At 72.4% G+C, this 16,193-nt stretch carries 11 protein-coding genes and 1 pseudogene; 3 read left to right on the top strand and 9 right to left on the bottom strand.

Annotated elements, in window-relative coordinates; all coding sequences use genetic code 11:
- Nucleotides 1-104: 104 nt before the first annotated feature.
- Nucleotides 105-2,573 carry a DNA gyrase subunit A gene (gene gyrA / locus RM425_RS00605; protein WP_311343242.1) on the bottom strand — a complete coding sequence of 823 codons (2,469 nt, stop codon included), beginning with the start codon at nt 2,571-2,573 and terminating at the stop codon, nt 105-107.
- Between the two features lie 109 nt (nt 2,574-2,682).
- Nucleotides 2,683-4,716 carry a DNA topoisomerase (ATP-hydrolyzing) subunit B gene (gyrB, locus tag RM425_RS00610; RefSeq protein WP_311343243.1) on the bottom strand — a complete coding sequence of 678 codons (2,034 nt, stop codon included), beginning with the start codon at nt 4,714-4,716 and terminating at the stop codon, nt 2,683-2,685.
- 352 nt (nt 4,717-5,068) lie between these two features.
- Here gyrB and RM425_RS00615 point away from each other — a divergent pair, with 352 nt between their 5' ends.
- Nucleotides 5,069-5,356 (top strand): SDR family NAD(P)-dependent oxidoreductase, encoded by a 288-nt coding sequence (locus RM425_RS00615; protein ID WP_311343244.1) that lies wholly within the window; start codon nt 5,069-5,071, stop codon nt 5,354-5,356.
- A 39-nt stretch (nt 5,357-5,395) separates the two neighbouring features.
- Nucleotides 5,396-5,842, top strand: a pseudogene (locus RM425_RS00620) (DUF2867 domain-containing protein); the annotation flags it as partial.
- Here RM425_RS00620 and RM425_RS00625 read toward each other — a convergent pair.
- From RM425_RS00625 to dnaA, 7 genes are all read right to left on the bottom strand, one after another.
- Complete coding sequence (locus RM425_RS00625; RefSeq protein WP_396137020.1) at nt 5,835-7,601, bottom strand: ABC transporter ATP-binding protein; 1,767 nt, start codon at nt 7,599-7,601, stop codon at nt 5,835-5,837. The pseudogene RM425_RS00620 and the gene RM425_RS00625 overlap by 8 nt on opposite strands.
- A 13-nt stretch (nt 7,602-7,614) precedes the next feature.
- The gene (locus RM425_RS00630; RefSeq protein WP_311343246.1) at nt 7,615-8,571 is read right to left on the bottom strand and encodes a hypothetical protein; all 957 of its coding nucleotides are present in this window, start codon (nt 8,569-8,571) and stop codon (nt 7,615-7,617) included.
- A gap of 27 nt (nt 8,572-8,598) precedes the next feature.
- Nucleotides 8,599-9,099 (bottom strand): DUF721 domain-containing protein, encoded by a 501-nt coding sequence (locus tag RM425_RS00635; protein WP_311343247.1) that lies wholly within the window; start codon nt 9,097-9,099, stop codon nt 8,599-8,601.
- 79 nt (nt 9,100-9,178) lie between these two features.
- Complete coding sequence (gene recF, locus RM425_RS00640) at nt 9,179-10,339, bottom strand: DNA replication/repair protein RecF (protein WP_311343248.1); 1,161 nt, start codon at nt 10,337-10,339, stop codon at nt 9,179-9,181.
- Nucleotides 10,340-10,380: 41 nt separating this feature from the next.
- Nucleotides 10,381-11,376 (bottom strand): phosphogluconate dehydrogenase (NAD(+)-dependent, decarboxylating), encoded by a 996-nt coding sequence (gene gnd, locus RM425_RS00645; protein WP_311343249.1) that lies wholly within the window; start codon nt 11,374-11,376, stop codon nt 10,381-10,383.
- A gap of 40 nt (nt 11,377-11,416) precedes the next feature.
- Nucleotides 11,417-12,568 carry a DNA polymerase III subunit beta gene (dnaN, locus tag RM425_RS00650; RefSeq protein WP_311343250.1) on the bottom strand — a complete coding sequence of 384 codons (1,152 nt, stop codon included), beginning with the start codon at nt 12,566-12,568 and terminating at the stop codon, nt 11,417-11,419.
- Between the two features lie 1,105 nt (nt 12,569-13,673).
- Complete coding sequence (gene dnaA / locus RM425_RS00655; RefSeq protein ID WP_311343251.1) at nt 13,674-15,401, bottom strand: chromosomal replication initiator protein DnaA; 1,728 nt, start codon at nt 15,399-15,401, stop codon at nt 13,674-13,676.
- A gap of 653 nt (nt 15,402-16,054) precedes the next feature.
- Here dnaA and rpmH point away from each other — a divergent pair.
- Nucleotides 16,055-16,192, top strand: a complete 138-nt coding sequence (rpmH, locus tag RM425_RS00660) for a 50S ribosomal protein L34 (protein ID WP_040338882.1) — start codon at nt 16,055-16,057, stop codon at nt 16,190-16,192.
- Nucleotide 16,193 lies beyond the last annotated feature (1 nt).

Consider the following 16,193-nt stretch of genomic DNA (forward strand, 5'->3'; position numbering starts at 1 on the left):
CCAGTCTCCCGTTCACCCGCGGCACAGACCGCTCCCTCGTGACCGGCGCCCGGGCAGCGCTCGCGCGTGCCCGGGGACCGATCGATTCGTCACCTGGTGTCACCCTAGGCCGACGGCTCGTCGTTGTCCGTCGTACGGGCGATCGCCACGATGGACACGTCCTCCGGCAAGTTCATCAACTTGACGCCCATGGTCGCCCGGTCCTTGTTGTGCCGCACCCCGTTGACCGGCGTCCGGATCACGCCGCCGCCGGAGGTGATGGCGTACAGCTCGTCCCCGAGCGTCACCGCCAGGGCGCCGACGAGCGCACCCTTGCGTGCCTTCGGGTCCGCCGTCAGCACGCCCTTGCCGCCCCGGCCCTGGTTCGGGTAGTTCTCGATGCCGGTCCGCTTGGCGAAGCCGCGCTCGGTCGCCACCAGGACGTCCACGCCCTCCTGCACCACCATCATCGACAGCAGCCGGTCGTCCTCGGACAGCGAGATGCCGCGCACGCCCTCGGTCGCCCGGCCCATGGGCCGCAGGGCGCCGTCGTCGGCGGTGAACCGGATGGACATCGCCTTGCGGGTGACCAGGAGCAGGTCCGACGTGCTGTCGATCAGCGCCGCCCCGACCAGCTCGTCGCCGTCGCGCAGGTTGATCGCGATCACGCCGCCCTGGCGGGGGGAGTCGAAGTCGGTCAGCCGGGTTTTCTTCACCTGCCCGCGGGCGGTGGCCAGGACCAGGAACGGGGCGACCGTGTAGTCCTTGATCTGCATGACCTGGGCGATCTTCTCGTCCGGCTGGAACGCCAGGATGTTCGCCACGTGCTGCCCGCGCGCCGTGCGGTTGGCCTCGGGCAGCTCGTAGGCCTTGGACCGGTACACCCGGCCCTTGTTCGTGAAGAACAGGATCCAGTCGTGGGTGGACCCCACGAAGAAGTGGTCGACGATGTCGTCCTGCTTGAGGGCCGCGCCCATCACGCCCTTGCCGCCGCGGCGCTGCGAACGGTAGAGGTCGCTCTTCGTCCGCTTGGCGTACCCGGTGCGGGTGATGGTGACGACGACCTCCTCCTCCGCGATGAGGTCCTCCATCGACACGTCGCCGTCGTTCGCGACGAACTGCGTGCGGCGGTCGTCGCCGTACTTCTCGACGATCTCGGCCAGCTCGTCCTTGATGATCTGCCGCTGGCGCAGCGGCTTGTCCAGGATGTCGAGCAGGTCGGCGATGCGGGCCTCGATCTCGGCCAGCTCGTCCAGGATCCGCTGGCGCTCGAGGGCCGCGAGCCGGCGCAGCTGCAGGTCGAGGATCGCGACGGCCTGGATCTCGTCGACGTCCAGCAGCTCCATCAGCCCGGTCCGGGCCTCGTCGGCCGACGGGCTGCGGCGGATGAGCGCGATGACGTCGTCGAGATGGTCGAGCGCCTTGCCGTAGCCGCGCAGGATGTGCGCGCGCTCCTCGGCCTTGCGCAGCCGGTACCGGGTGCGCCGCTGGATGACCTCGATCTGGTGGTTCACGTACTCGCGCACGAGCTCGTCCAGGCGCAGCGTCCGGGGGACGCCGTCGACGATGGAGAGCATGTTGCAGCCGAAGGTGGTCTGCAGCTGGCTGTGCTTGTAGAGGTTGTTCAGCACGACCTTGGCGACGGCGTCGCGGCGCAGCGTGAAGACCAGCCGGCGACCGACCCGGTCGCTGGACTCGTCGGCGATGTCGGTGATGCCCTGGATCCGGCCCTCCTTGACCGCCTCGCCGATGGATTCGGCGAGGTTGTCCGGGTTGACCTGGTAGGGCAGCTCGGTGCAGACCAGCTGGACCCGCCCGCGGGAGTCCTCCTCGACGGTGACGACGGCGCGCATGCGCACCGAGCCGCGGCCGGTGCGGTAGGCCTCCTCGATGCCGTCCCGGCCGACGATCAGGCCGTGGGTCGGGAAGTCGGGGCCCTTGACCCGCTCCATGCAGGCGGCCAGCGCCTCCTCGGGCTCGGCGTCGGGGTGCTCGAGCATCCAGAAGACGGCGGCCGCGACCTCGCGGAGGTTGTGCGGCGGCATGTTGGTGGCCATGCCGACGGCGATGCCGGCGGAGCCGTTGATCAGCAGGTTCGGGATGCGCCCCGGCAGGACCAACGGTTCCTGGTTCTTGCCGTCGTAGTTGGGCTGGAAGTCGACGGTCTCCTCGTCGATGTCCCGGAGCATCTCCATGGCCAGCGGCGTGAGCCGGGCCTCGGTGTACCGCATGGCCGCGGCCGGGTCGTTGCCCGGCGAGCCGAAGTTCCCCTGCCCGTCGATCAGCGGGTAGCGCATCGCCCACGGCTGGGCCAGGCGCACGAGGGCGTCGTAGATCGAGGTGTCGCCGTGCGGGTGGTAGTTACCCATCACCTCACCGACGACGCGGGCGCACTTGACGTAGCTGCGGTCGGGTCGGAACCCCTGGTCGTACATGGCGTACAGGACGCGGCGGTGCACCGGCTTGAGGCCGTCGCGGACCTCGGGCAGGGCCCGGCCCACGATGACGCTCATCGCGTAGTCGATGTAGCTGCGCTGCATCTCCTGCTGGAGGTCGACCGGTTCGACGCGGTCGCGGGGTGGGGTCTCCGTCACGGTTCAGGTCTCCACAGGTCGGTGCACAGAGGTGGATGAAGGCTTGTCGTCGGCCCCGTCCAGAGGCTCGCCCCGAGCGTGCGAGGGGTGAGGAGGACGGGGTCCTCTTTCAGACGTCGAGGAAGCGGACGTCGCGGGCGTTGCGGGTGATGAAGCTGCGGCGGGCCTCGACGTCCTCGCCCATGAGCACGCTGAACAACTCGTCGGCGGTGGCGGCGTCCTCGAGGGTGACCTGGAGCAGGATGCGCGTCGCGGGGTCCATCGTGGTCTCCCACAGCTCCTTGGCGTTCATCTCGCCGAGGCCCTTGAACCGCTGGATCGCGTCGTCCTTGACCTTGCGGCCGGACTGGGCGGCCGCGCTGAGCACGGCGTCCTTCTCCCGGTCGGTGTAGACGTAGTCGTCGGCGTGCTTGCCGCCCCACTTGATCTTGTACAGCGGGGGCTGGGCGAGGTAGACGTGCCCGGCCTCGACCAGCGGCCGCATGAAGCGGAACAGCAGCGTCAGCAGCAGCGTGCGGATGTGCTGGCCGTCGACGTCGGCGTCCGCCATCAGGATGATCTTGTGGTACCGCAGCTTCGACACGTCGAACTCGTCGTGGATGCCGGTGCCGAACGCGGTGATCATCGACTGGACCTCGTTATTCTTGAGGACCCGGTCGATGCGCGCCTTCTCGACGTTGATGATCTTCCCGCGGATGGGAAGGATCGCCTGGAACATCGAGTCGCGGCCGGACTTGGCCGATCCACCGGCCGAGTCACCCTCGACGATGTAGATCTCCGAGTCGCGGGGGTCGGTGGAGCGGCAGTCGGCCAGCTTGCCCGGCAGGGAGTTGTTGCTCAGCAGGCTCTTGCGGGCCAGCTTGCGGGCGTCCTGCGCGGCACGGCGGGCCCGCGCGGCCGACGAGGCCTTGTTGATGATCATCTTGGCCTCGGCCGGGTTCGCCTCGAACCAGTGCCCGATCTGCTCGTTGCAGACCCGCTGCACGAATCCCTTGACCTCGGTGTTGCCGAGCTTGGTCTTGGTCTGGCCCTCGAACTGCGGGTCGCCCAGCTTCACCGAGACGATCGCGGCCAGGCCCTCGCGGATGTCCTCGCCGGTGAGCTTCTCGTCCTTGCCCTTGAAGAGCTTCTTCTCCTCGGCGTAGCGGTTGACGATCGAGGTCAGCGCCGCGCGGAAGCCCTCCTCGTGCGTGCCGCCCTCGTGGGTGTTGATGATGTTGGCGAAGGTGTAGACCGACTCCGAGTAGGCCTCGGACCACTGCATCGCGACGTCGATCGACATGGCCATGTCGTTCTTGCCGGTGCCCTCGGCGGCAAAGCTGACGACCGACTTGTGGATCGGCGACTTCTTGGCGTTGATGTGGGCGACGTAGTCGATGAGACCGGCGTCGTACTTGTAGGTGATCTCGGTGGGCTCGAAGGCCTCGTCGACGGCGCCCGCCTCCGGCGCGGCCTCGGCGAGGGTGACCTCGTCACCCAGGCCGGACTCCACCTTGCTGTGCCCGGGCCGCTCGTCGCGCAGGACGATGGTCAGGCCCTTGTTGAGGAAGGCCATCTCCTGCAGGCGGCGGTTGATCGTGTCGAACGAGTAGCGCGTCGTCTCGAAGATGTCGCCGTCGGCCCAGAAGGTGATCGCGGTACCGCGCTTCTTGGTGGGGCCGACCTCCTCCAGCGGGCCGGGCTTGGCGTAGGCGTAGCTCTGCTTCCACTCGGTCCCGTCCCGCCAGACGTTGACGTCCAGCCGGGTGGACAGGGCGTTGACGACGGTGACGCCGACACCGTGCAGTCCGCCGGAGACGCCGTAGCTCTTGCCGTCGAACTTCCCGCCCGCGTGCAGGACGGTCATGATCACCTCGACGGTGGGCCGCTTCTCGACCGGGTGCATGTCGACCGGGATGCCACGGCCGTTGTCCTCGACCCGCACACCGCCGTCGGCCAGCAGGGTGACGTGGACCCGGTCGGCGTGGCCGGCCAGCGCCTCGTCGACGGAGTTGTCCACGACCTCCCACACCATGTGGTGCAGTCCGCGCTCGCCGGTGGAGCCGATGTACATACCGGGGCGCTTCCGGACCGCCTCGAGGCCTTCGAGGACGGTGATGGAGCTGCCGGAGTAGGCGTTCTCGGTCTGCGGTGCTGCGACCACGGGGGGCCTTCCTTTCGCGCAACCGGCACGCGGACCCCCGGTGCTGACGGGGGACGACGCGCAGAACGGCACTGGCCCCTCGGGGCGCAGGACGACGCTGGGCCGGTTGCTGGCGGTTTCTGCTGTCGAGGATACCGGGTCCACTGACAGGAATGCCGCCGTCCACGCCCTCACGTCGTGTCTGAGCCCCTTCCGGCACCTCCGCCACCACATGTCCTGCCCCCGGTATCGACACGCCGTCCTCGGGGGGCTCACACCGTCGCGGTCGGTTCCGGGTCCGGACGACCGGTTCCCGGGCACCGGTCGTCCGTGATCCGGGCGTGTGCGGCCGACCCCGCCGACACCCGGGTCCATGCCCACCGACGCACCGAAGCTCTGCCTGGTCACCGGCGCCACCGGCTACATCGGCGAGCGGCTGGTCCCCGAGCTGCTGGCCGCCGGGCACCGGGTGCGCGTCATGACCCGCAACCCCGAGCGGATCCGCGACCACCCGTGGGCCGCGCAGGTCGAGGTGGCCCACGCCGATGTCGGCGATGCCGCGCAGGTAGCGGCGGCCTGTGCCGGCGTCGTCCACTACCTCGTCCACGCGCTGGTGGGGGTGCGGAGTTCGAGGCGACCGACCGGCGCACCGCCGGGGTGATGGCCGACGCCGTCCGCACCGCGGGGATGGGCCGGCGGCAGCCTCTTCGTGGACGACCGGACCCGGGGCACCGCCGCCGAGCCGGGCGCCCTGTGGCGGGTGGTCGAGGAGATCGGCGGCGAGCGCGGCCGATACTCGTTCCCGCTGGCGTGGCAGGTGCGCGGACTGCTGGACCGCGCGGTCGGTGGGGTGGGGCTGCGGCGCGGCCGCCGGGACACGAACCGCCTCTACGTCGGTGACGCCCTCGACTTCTGGCCGGTCGAGGAGCTCGTGCCGAGCCGGCTGCTGCGCCTGCGCGCCGAGATGCGCCTGCCCAGCCTCGCCTGGCTGGAGTTCCACGTGGAACACGACGCGCCCGGAGATGCCGACGTGCTGCGGCAGCGGGCCACGTTCGCCCCGCGCGGGCTGGCCGGGCACGCGTACTGGTGGTCGATCGCCAGCACGGCGGAGCCCCGCCGCCCAGCGGGGAAGGCGCGGGCTAGCTGACCAGCAGTTGGGCGGTGGCCAGCTCCCGGTACAGCGGGCTGGTCTCCACCAGCTCCGCGTGGGTGCCACGGGCCACCACCCGGCCCTGGTCGAGCACCACGATCTGGTCGCTGTCGAGGACCGTGGACAGCCGGTGGGCGACGACCAGGAGCGCACGGTCGGACGCCGCGGCCGCGAGGGTCTCCCGGAGCAGCCCCTCGTTGCGGGCGTCGAGGCTGGCGGTGGGTTCGTCCAGGAGCAGCAGCTCGGGCCTGGCCAGCAGCGATCGGGCGATGGCCAGGCGCTGGCGCTCGCCACCGGAGAGCAGCACGCCCTCGTCACCCACCAGCACGTCCAGGCCGCGCGGGGACCGGCGCACCACCTCGGTCAGGCCCACGTCGGCGAGCACCGCCCACAGCTCGGGGTCGGTCGCGTCGGGCCGGGTCAGCAGCAGGTTGTCGCGCACCGTCCCCGCGAGGACCGGCGCCTCCTGCTCCACGTAGCCCAGCCGGGCGCGGAGTGCCGCACGGGGCACGGCCCGGACGTCGGTGCCGGCCCAGCGGACCGCGCCGGCGGCAACCGGGTAGAACCCCTCGATCAGCGCCAGGATCGTCGACTTGCCCGCACCCGACGGTCCGACCAGTGCGACGCGGCTCCCCGCCGCCACCTCGAAGGAGATCCCGCGCAGCACCGGTGTCCCGTCCGGATAGGCGAAGGAGACGTCGTCGAGTTCGAGCAGCGGTGCACCGGCACGCGGCGCGACGGTGCCGGCCCGCTCCGGGCGCTGGTCCTGCTCCGGTTCCAGGGCGAGCACCTCCTGGATGCGGGCCAGGGCGCCCAGGCCGGTCTGCAGCTGAGTCCAGGCCGAGATCGCGTGGCCCAGCGGCATCACCAGCAGGAACAGGTAGAGGATGAACGCGACCAGGGCGGCCACGGTGATCGAGCCGTCGGCCACGCGGTAGCCGCCGACGCCGAGCACCGCGAGGAACGCACCCTGCACCGCGATGGACCCGGCGGGGGAGATCAGCGACTCCAGCCGGGCCAACCGCACGCCGGCCTCGTACGCCCGCCGCGCACTGCCCCCCACGGAGGCGACCTCGCGGGACGTGGCACCGCTGGCCCGGATGGTGCGCACGGCCGACAGCGCCCGCTCCACGGCGGCCGTCATTGCGCCCACCTCCTCCTGCGCCTGCCGCGACAGGCGGCGCACCCCGCGGGAAGCCAGCACCACCACGGTCACCCCGATGCCGACCGAGAGCAGGGTGAGCAGCAGCAGCCAGACGTCGACCAGCGCCATCGCGATCACCGCACCGACGGCGAGCACCGCCGAGCCGACCACGTCCACGACGCCGGAGGTGACCGTCGCGCGCAGGAGCGTGGTGTCGGCACCCACCCGCGACATGAGGTCACCGGTGCGCCGCCGGTCGTACTCGGCCACCGGGAGGCGCAGCAGCCGGTCGGCGAGCAGCTGCCGGGTGGTGAGGACGACGCCCTCCGCGGTGCGCTGCAGCAGGTACTGCTGGAACGCGCCCAGCGCCGATGCGGCCAGCAGCACGACCACCAGCAGCGAGACGGTGGGCAGCAGCGCCTCCCCCGAACCGACGACGTCGATGACCCGGGCGACCAGGGCGGGCTGCGCCAGCGCCGCGGCCGCGGCCACCAGGGAGAGTCCGGCCGCCGCGGCCAGCGCGCGACGGTGCGGCCGCAGCAGCGGAAGCAGGTCCCGCGGCCCCGCGCCGGGGGATGCGGGTGCGGCGTCGGACCGGCCCGGGGCGCTCAGCGGACGAGCCGGGTCAGGAGCCGACGGCGAGCGCGCCGATGAGCGCGGTCAGCAGCCGGGTGTGGTGCTCGATGAGCTCGGGACGGTGGCCGTCCGGCCGGATCGCGGCCAGGAAGCCGCCCGCCGTCCAGAACTCGTCGCCGTCGTCGGTGCCCAGCAGCAGGCGGCGCACCTCGGGGTCGCCGGCGATCCGGCGCACCTGCGGGCCGTCCTCGGCGGCCAGCAGCGTCCAGCGGCGCTCGAAGTCCGGGTCCTCCGAGGGGATCTGCACCATGCCGCCGACGCCGTGCTTCCACAGCCGGGCCGGGGACAGCCGCAGCGGCGGGGGCGTGCCGAGCAGCGGGGCCGCGGTGATCGCGTACTCCGGCACCACGTGCCGGCCGGACGTGTAGACGGCGTCGAAGGCGACGAGCTCGAGCGATCCCGCGCGCCCGCGCAGCACGCTGCCGGGCCGGTGGTCCTTGGTCAGCCGGGGCGGCGCCGAGGCGATCAGCTCGGAGAGGACGGCGTCCTCCGGCGCGGTGCCGTCGGAGATCGTCCAGCCGCGCTGCAGCGCCCAGCCCTGCGCGCCGACGACGTCGCCCTGGTAGGTGAACGCCCGCTCCATCTCGGGGTCCCGCTGACGGCGGCCGCCGAACAGCCCACGCCGCTGGGGTGCGGGCGCCTGCTCCTGCGGCGCGCCCGGCGGGGCCCACGAGGGGTCGACGCCGGACGGGCCCGGCGTCGCGGCCGGCCGCTCGGGCTCGGCCGGCGGGAGGTCCCAGCCGGCGGGCCGCCAGGCCTCCGGGTCGACGGAGTGGTCGCTGTCGCGCGGCTGCTTGCGGCGGTCCACGAAGTTCGGCGCGTCCTCCGGCGGTCCCTCCTGCGCCGGCGGCTCCCCCGCAGGCTCGTCGCCGCCGAGGTGAGCGGGCTCCTGCCAGGCCCGGCCGGTGTCGTCGTCGAAGCCGTCGCGGTCCCGAGGCGTGCTCATCGCTGCCCTTCCGTCGTGGTGCGGTGCCTATCCGTACGTGTCGCGCGGGCCCCGGCCGCGCACGGAGCGCGGGCCCTTCTTCCAGCTCGGGGCCGTCGGTCCGACAACGCGCAACCGGGTCACGACGTCCCCGCCCACCCCGGCCCGCAGCTTGCCCAGGATGGTCGGCGCCAGCAGCCGCAGCTGGGTGGCCCAGGCCGTGGACTCCGCGACGATGAGCAGCTCCCCCTCGGTGAGGGTCTGCGGCGCGCAGTGCGCGGCGATCTCCGGCCCGACGAGCATCTCCCACCTGCCGAACACCGCACCGGTCCGGGTGCGCTCGGACCAGTCCTGTGCGTCGACCAGCGAGTCGACCAGCCGGCCCAGCGGCTGGGGGTCGTCGGCGCCGGGGCCGGGGCCGCTCCAGCTCCGCCGGGGCCCGGCGATCCGGCGGCGCGTCGGGCGCGGGCGGGCGGCAGAGGCGGCGCGCGCGGCCTCGAGGGCGGCCCGGGCGATGTCGCTCGGACGGGCCGGCCGGTCCTCGCTCATGGCTCGACTCCGGGCTCGTTCCGCTCCTCGCTCGCTGGCGCTCGCTGCGATGCTCGCTCCCCCGTCGTCCTCGCGGTGCTCATGCCACCTCCCCGGGGTCGAGCACCCGCACCGCGCCGGCGCCGACCTCGACCCGGCCGCCGCGGAGCTCGAGCGGCACGTCGTCGAGCACCGCGGCGGTGATCAGCGTCTGCTCGGCCGAGCGTGCCACCTCCGCGAGCGCCGCGCGGCGCTCGGCGTCCAGCGTGGCGAAGACGTCGTCCAGGACCAGGATCGGGTCCTCGCCGTCGGCCCGGAGGAGCGCGAAGGTCGCCAGCTTCAGGCCGAGCGCCAGGGACCAGGACTCGCCGTGACTGGCGAAGCCCTTCGCCGGTGCCGGACCCAGGTGGATGACCAGGTCGTCGCGGTGCGGTCCGACCAGCGTCATCCCGCGGTCCAGCTCGTCACCCCGGCGCTCGGCCACGCGCTCGCGCATCGCGGCGGTCAGCTCCTCCGCCGTGGGCAGCGCCGCGTCCGGGCGCAGCGCCGTGCCCTCGCCGGCCAGCGGCACGGTCGAGGAGTAGCCGAGACCGGCGACCAGCGCTCCGTCGCCGGCCACCCGGGCGTAGGACTCCGCGACCTGCGGTGCGAGGTCGGCGATGAGACCGAGGCGGGCGGACAGGAGCTGACCGCCCAGATCGGTGAGGTGGCCGTCCCACACGTCGAGGGTCTCGATCGCCTTGCCGCGGGCCAGCCGTGCGGTCTTCAGCAGGGCGTTGCGCTGCTTGAGCACCCGGTCGTAGTCGGCGCGCACCCCGGCCAGCCGGGGCGTGCGGGTGACCAGCAGCTCGTCGAGGAACCGGCGGCGCTCGGTCGGGTCGCCGCGCACCAGCGCGAGGTCCTCGGGCGCGAAGAGCACCGTGCGGACCATGCCGAGCAGGTCCCGCGGCCGCTGCAGCGGTGCCCGGTTCACCCGCACCCGGTTGGCCCGGCCAGGGTTGATCTCGATCTCGACCAGCAGTTCGCGGTCCCCGCGGCGCAGCGCTGCCCGCACGACCGCCTGCGCGTCCCCGTGGCGGACCAGCGGGGCGTCGCTGGAGACCCGGTGGCTGCTCATCGTGGCCAGGTAGCCGACGGCCTCGACCAGGTTGGTCTTGCCCTCCCCGTTGCGGCCGACCAGCACGGTCGGGCCCGGGGACAGCGGCAGGTCCACGCGCTCCCAGCTCCGGAAGGAGCCGACCTGCAGGTGCCGGACGTACACCTCGGCCCTTCAGCTCGCAGGAATGGTCGGACGGGGGCGGTTCAGGCCGGCTTCTCGGCTTCCTGGGTCTCCACGGCCCGGACGGCGTGCCCGCCGAACTGGTTGCGCAGCGCGGCGACCGCCTTCATGGTCGGCGAGTCGTCCTGCCGGGAGGAGAAGCGGGCGAAGAGCGACGCGGCGATGGTCGGCACGGGGACGGCGTTCTCGATCGCCTGCTCGACGGTCCAGCGGCCCTCGCCGGAGTCCTCGGCGTAGCCGCTGATCCCCTCGAGCTCCGGGTCCTCGTCCAGCGCGCGGACCAGCAGGTCGAGCAGCCAGGAGCGGATGACGGTGCCCTGGGTCCAGGACGCGATGACGCCCGGTACGTCCTCGACGAGGTCGACTGCGGCCAGCAGCTCGTAGCCCTCGCCGTAGGCCTGCATCAGCGCGTACTCGATGCCGTTGTGGACCATCTTGCTGAAGTGGCCGGCGCCCACGGGGCCGGCGTGCACGAAGCCCGCGCCGGGCATGGCCTGCCCGGACTCGTCGTGCGGCGCCGGCGGCTTGAGGGCGTCGAAGATCGGCTGCGCCTTGGCGACGTCCTCCTTCGTGCCGCCCACCATCAGGGCGTAACCGTTCTCCAGGCCCCAGACGCCGCCGGAGACCCCGGCGTCGATGTAGCCGATGCTCTTCTCGCGGCACATCACGTCGTGGACCTGGTCGTCGGTGTACTTGGAGTTGCCGCCGTCGATGATGACGTCGCCGGGCTCGAGCAGACCGGCGAGCTCCTTGACCGTTTCCCGGGTCGGGTCACCGGAGGGCACCATCACCCACACCACGCGCGGTGTGGACAACGCCTCCACCAGCGCCGGCAGGCTGTCGACGTCGCGCTTGCCCGGTGAGCGGTCGTACCCCACGACCTCGTGGCCGGCCCGGCGCACCCGCTCGGCCATGTTGCCGCCCATCTTGCCCAGCCCGATCAGCCCCAGCTGCACGTCTGCTCCTTCGGTGACACGGCGTCCTGGCCTCGGTTGGAAGGCCCCGTCGCAGGGTCCCACGCCGAGCGGAGCGGGGCGCGGGGGGCGACGGGGTCCTCTTTCATCCGGGCAGGCGCACCGGCATGATCAGGTAGCGGTAGCTGCCCGGACGCGACGCCGGTGCTCCGCCGTCGTCGGCCGGCTCCTCGACGCCGGACAGCACGGCAGGCTTGAGCGGGCTGGTGAAGTCCATCCGCGCGCGGTCGGTGTGCACCGCGGCCAGTCCGTCGAGCAGGAACGTCGGGTTGAAGCCGATGGTGAGCGGCTCACCGTCGAAGTCGACGTCGCAGCGCTCCTCGGCCTGCCCCTCGTCGTCGGTGCCGCCGGCCCGCAGGGTGACCTGCCCGGGGGTGAACTCGCAGCGCAGGGGCGTGCCGCGCTCGGCGACCAGGGCGACGCGCTTGGCTGCGTCGGTGAACAGGCCGACCGGGAGCGTGGCGCTGGCCGCGGACTCGCTGGGCATGATCGCGCGGTACTTGACGAACTCGGCGTCCAGCAGCCGGGTGGTGGCCTGCCGGTCCTTGCCGGAGAGGCCGAGGATGCCCTCGCCGGAGCTGCCCGAGGACAGGGAGACGGTGATCTCCGGACCGCTGGTCAGCGTCTTGGCGGCGTCGGCCAGGGTGCGGGCCGGCACGAGGACGGCTGCGGACAGCCCCGAGGTGTCGGGTCGCCAGGCGAACTCCCGGACCGCGAGGCGGTAGCGGTCGGTGGCGGCGAGGGTGATCTGGTCGCCCTCGATCTCCAGCCGGACGCCGGTGAGCATCGGCAGCGTGTCGTCACGCCCGGCCGCCACCGCCACCTGCGAGACGGCCTCGGCGAAGACGTCGCTGTCCACCACACCGGCCGAGGACGGCATGGAGGGCAGCGACGGGTAGTCCTCGACGGGCAGCGTCGGCAGGCTGAACCGGGCGTTGCCGCAGGTGATCGCCAGCCGCGGGCCGTCGGCGGTGATGTCCACCGGGTGCGGCGGCAGAGCTCGGGTGATCTCGGCCAGCAGCCGGCCGGGAACCAGGACGCGGCCGCTCTCGGTCGCCTGCACGTCGGCCTCGGCGCGCGCGGACACCTCGTAGTCGAAGCCGGACACCGACAGCTGGCTGCCGTCGACCTCGAGCAGGATGCCGGCGAGGACGGGCACCGACGGCCGCGGCGGCAGGCTGCGGGCCGTCCACGCCACGGTGTCGGCGAGCACCTCTCGTGCCACCCGGAACTTCATCTGTCCATCCACCCGATCTCGTCTGCGTCCACGGTGCGCCGGACGTCGAGGCGGAGGCCCCACCGCCGGTGCGGTGCTCATGGTGCCTGCTCAGGTGCCTCCGGGGGAAACCCTGTCCCCTGTCGGGTGCTCTGCTCGGCGCTCCGTCGGTGCCGGGTGCGCTCCTGGAGCACGGCCCGAACGGAGGGTCCCCACCCTGAATGTGGTTCGAGAAATTCTGGGTAGAAGTACTTCATCCTCGTCATCACACGTGTGGAAGCTGGGGACCGGGCCCCTTTCCGCAGGTCAGTGCCCCACCAGGCCTGTTGGCTCGCTGTGGGCGGTCACCGCCGTCCTGTTGTCGACACGTGGACAACTCGACCGCCGTGCACAGACACCGCCGGTCGTCCACCTCCACTCCCCTGGTTGCCCCCTGTTCGTCCCCATGCCGTGTGCACGCCGGCCGACCGTTCCCCGCGCCCGCCGCGGCCTGCTCTCCGAATGTCCGACATACGTGCAGGTCACGGGCCTGTGCAGCGCCGGAGCGCGGCCGGCTCGTCACCGAGGCCGGGCGTCGCGGACCGGCTCCGGCACGGATCTCCCCAACCTGTGCACATTCCTGGGGACAACTTCTCGACGTGTCGACCGGATGGTCGGTCGACGGCCGGGGTCTGACGCGCGGGAACTGGGGTTCCGCTGTCCACGGAGTTCCACACAACTGTGGACAGCGACATGTCGACCGGTCCGCGACGCCCGTCCGACGTCCCGGTGGCGGCCGCGTGACGAGCCCCGCCGCAGGGTCCCGGACACGCTGTGGAACAGCGACCCCCGCCGTCGACGGCGAGGGTTCCCACCACACCGCGCGGTCGACCGAGGGTGGCGTCAGCTGACCCGACCGACGCGCTCAGCGCCGGCCTGGGACGAGCCCAGCATGATCACGCCGAGTGGGGCCCGGAGGGTCCCGCGCAGGGCCGACCGACGCGGTCGTCCCAGCAGGGGACGAGCCCGGCCTGATCACGCCGAGTGGGGCCCGGAGGGTTCCGCGCAGGCGTGATGGATGCGCTCAGCGCGCCAGGGGGACGGCACGTGGCCGCGGTGTCCTCCGGAGGAGGACGGTGTCACGATGTCACTGCCGGGCGCGGCTCTTGATGCGTGCGGTGAGCTCGGTGACCTGGGTGTAGGTGGCCCGGCGTTCGCTCATCAGGTTGGTGATCTTCTTGACCGCGTGCATGACCGTGGTGTGGTCCTTGCCGCCGAACGAGGCACCGATGCGGGGCAGCGACAGCTCGGTCAGCTCGCGGCAGAGGTACATCGCGATCTGCCGGGCGTTGACCAGCGTGCGGCTGCGGTTGGAGCCCTGCAGCTCCTCCATCGTCACGGAGAAGTACTCGGCGGTGGCGGCCATGATGATCGCAGCGGTGATCTGCGGCCCCTGCTCGTCGCTGATCAGGTCCTTGAGCACCAGCTCGGCCAGGGGCAGATCCACCTGCTGCTTGTTGAGGCTGGCGAACGCGGTGACCCGGATCAGCGCGCCCTCGAGCTCGCGGATGTTGGTCTGCACCTTGCTGGCGATGAACTCCAGCACCGCGTCGGGCACCTGCAGCCGCTCACCCCATGCCTTCTTGCGCAGGATGGCGATGCGGGTCTCGAGGTCGGGCGCCTGGACGTCGGTGATCAGGCCCCACTCGAAGCGGGTCCGCAGTCGGTCCTCCAGCGTCGTCAGCTTCTTCGGCGCGCGGTCCGAGGTGATGACGATCTGCTTGCTGGCGTTGTGCAGCGTGTTGAAGGTGTGGAAGAACTCCTCCTGCGTCCGCTCGGCCCGTTCCAGGAACTGGATGTCGTCGATCAGCAGGAAGTCGATGTCCCGGTAGCGACGGCGGAAGTCCTCGGCCCGGCCGGAGTGCACCAGGTTGATGAACTCGTTGGTGAACTCCTCGGTGCTGACGTAGCGCACCTTGACGTTGGGGAACATGCGGGCGGCGTAGTGCCCGATGGCGTGCAGCAGATGGGTCTTGCCCAGCCCGGACTCGCCGTAGATGAACAGCGGGTTGTAGGCGCGGGCCGGCGCCTCCGCCACCGCGACCGCCGCGGCGTGGGCGAACCGGTTGCTGTTGCCGATGACGAAGGAGTCGAACACGTACTTCGGGTTCAGCCCCGGGTCGAGTCCCGCCGGCCGGCTGGTCTCGGGCCGTCGCCGTCCCCCGGAGCGTGCGCCGCGCTGGTCGCCGTCCGGCGAGGAGAGGTCGAAGGGCAGCACGTCGGCGGAGCGGCCGTCGTCGGAGCCGCCCCAGTCACGGGTCGCGGGCTCGCCACCCCAGGCGGGGGTGGCCCAGTCCTCGGGGGCGCCGCGGTCGACGGGCCGCAGCTCGCGGACCTCCGCCTCCGCGCGGGCCGCCCGGTCGTCGGCCGGGTCCCGGTCCCAGGGCGCCGAGCCGACCGCGTCGGTGCGGACGCCGAACGCGCTGCGGCCGTCGTCGGCCCGGTCACGGCTGGCCCGGTCCTCCTCGGCGCGCCGCGCCTCGAGCGCCGCCTCGGCGGCCGACCAGGGACGGCGCGTCGGCTCATCGTCCTGGCTCCCCGGAGCCGGGTCCTCGGGAGCGTCCTCGAGCTGGATGGCCACGCGGATGTCCCGGCCGAACTGCTCGGACAGCGCCTCGGCGAGCACCCGGCGCATCCGGGACTCCAGCACCGTCTGGGTGAACTCGTTGGGTGCGGCCAGCACCGCGGTGTCCTCGACCAGCCCCAGCGGGCGGGTCAGGTTGAGCATGGCGTTCTGCTGGGGGGAGAGACTGGTGGCCAGCCGCTCCCGGATCTGGTCCCAGACCGTCGCCAGGTCCAGCGTGGCGTCCGCCATGCCGTCGTCCTCCCCATGCCGTCGACCCCGAGCGGCCGGTTCCCTCGAGCGCCGCGTCCTGTCAGCCTGACGGCTGGCGTGGCTCCGCGCTCCGTTCCCGGCGGTCAGCTGCGGACATTCGTGTTCCACACGGGTGTCCACAGGCTGTGCACTACCGGTGCCGTTGCCACCGAGGCCGACGAGAGCCCGGGGTCTGTCCAGCGTTTCCGCTGGTCAGCGCCCCGTCGTCGGGATCCACGGGCGCTTCGGGGGTCGGGAGACCGAGGGGTCGGCCCACGCGCCGTGACCCTGTCGTCCGGTGCGGGGCGACGGCGACGCTAACAGCCTCGTCCACAGGGCGGCAACGACGCGTCCACTGGTTCGGGCGCGTCGCGACGGCGTGCCGTCCCGGGCCGGTGGCGCCGCCGGGGGATCATGCGGAGTCCGGACCAGTCCCGGGCACCGGCAGCCTGGCTTCCTCGGCTATGCTGTCCGGAGTCCGTGACGGCTGTTGCCGCCATGCCCGCACACCGGGCGCTGGCGTGCACGTGTTCGTCCGCGGAAGACCAGCTTCCGGGGTCCGGGTGGGTACGGTTCGCGCCGTTCGTGCCGGTACCCCCTGCGCGTCCGCCCACCGGGGGCGCGCACCGCCGAACGTGATGTGGGAGTACCTCGTGAGCAAGCGCACCTTCCAGCCGAACAACCGTCGCCGGTCCAAGACCCACGGCTTCCGGCTGCGGATGCGCACCCGTGCGGGCCGCGCGATCCTCGCCGGCCGCCGGCGCAAGGGTCGCGAGAAGCTCTCCGCCTGAC

Origin of the sequence: Blastococcus goldschmidtiae, assembly GCF_031845325.1 — a bacterium.
In the GTDB taxonomy this organism is placed as follows: domain Bacteria; phylum Actinomycetota; class Actinomycetes; order Mycobacteriales; family Geodermatophilaceae; genus Blastococcus; species Blastococcus goldschmidtiae.